1 protein-coding gene is annotated in these 867 nt (G+C 57.4%); it reads right to left on the reverse strand.

Features of this window, described 5'->3' with window-relative positions; translation table 11 throughout:
- On the reverse strand, positions 1–866 hold an 866-nt coding region (psbD, locus tag CKL79_RS22640), incomplete at its 3' end, for a photosystem II D2 protein (photosystem q(a) protein) (protein ID WP_121971735.1).
- Between the last annotated feature and the right edge of the window lies 1 nt (position 867).

Raw genomic sequence — 867 nt, forward strand, 5'->3', positions numbered from 1 at the left:
AGGCCGACAATGCCAATAGAGCTCATCCATAAGCCCGTCACCGGCACAAACAGCATGAAAAAGTGCAGCCAGCGCTTGTTCGAAAACGCAATCCCGAAAATCTGTGACCAGAATCGGTTTGCCGTCACCATCGAATACGTCTCTTCCGACTGAGTCGGCTCAAACGCGCGGAAGGTGTTGGCATTCTCGCCATCTTCAAACAAGGTGTTCTCCACGGTCGCACCGTGAATCGCACAGAGCAGCGCACCACCCAGGATGCCGGCCACGCCCATCATATGGAACGGGTTCAGCGTCCAGTTGTGGAAGCCCTGCAAGAACAGCAGGAAGCGGAAGATTGCCGCTACCCCAAAGCTCGGCGCAAAGAACCACGACGACTGGCCCAGCGGGTACAGCAAAAACACTGACACAAACACCGCAATCGGACCAGAAAAGGCGATCGCATTGTAAGGCCGAATGCCGACCAGGCGGGCAATCTCAAACTGGCGCAGCATGAAGCCAATCAGACCAAACGCGCCGTGCAGCGCTACAAACGCCCACAGTCCGCCAATCTGACACCAGCGCACGAAGTCGCCTTGGGCTTCAGGGCCCCACAGCAGCAAGAGCGAGTGCCCCATGCTGTCTGCAGGGGTGGAAACCGCAACCGTCAGAAAGTTGCAGCCTTCCAGGTAAGAACTTGCCAACCCGTGGGTGTACCACGAGGTGACAAAGGTGGTGCCAGTCATCCAGCCGCCGATTGCCATGAAGGCGCACGGAAACAGCAGTAGACCAGACCAGCCGATAAAGACAAATCGGTCGCGCTTTAGCCAGTCGTCGAGAACGTCAAACCGTCCCCGCCCGGCGGGCGCTTGTCCCATTGCTATAGTCATT

It is taken from the genome of Leptolyngbya sp. BC1307, from assembly GCF_002286735.1.
GTDB lineage: Bacteria > Cyanobacteriota > Cyanobacteriia > Phormidesmidales > Phormidesmidaceae > Phormidesmis.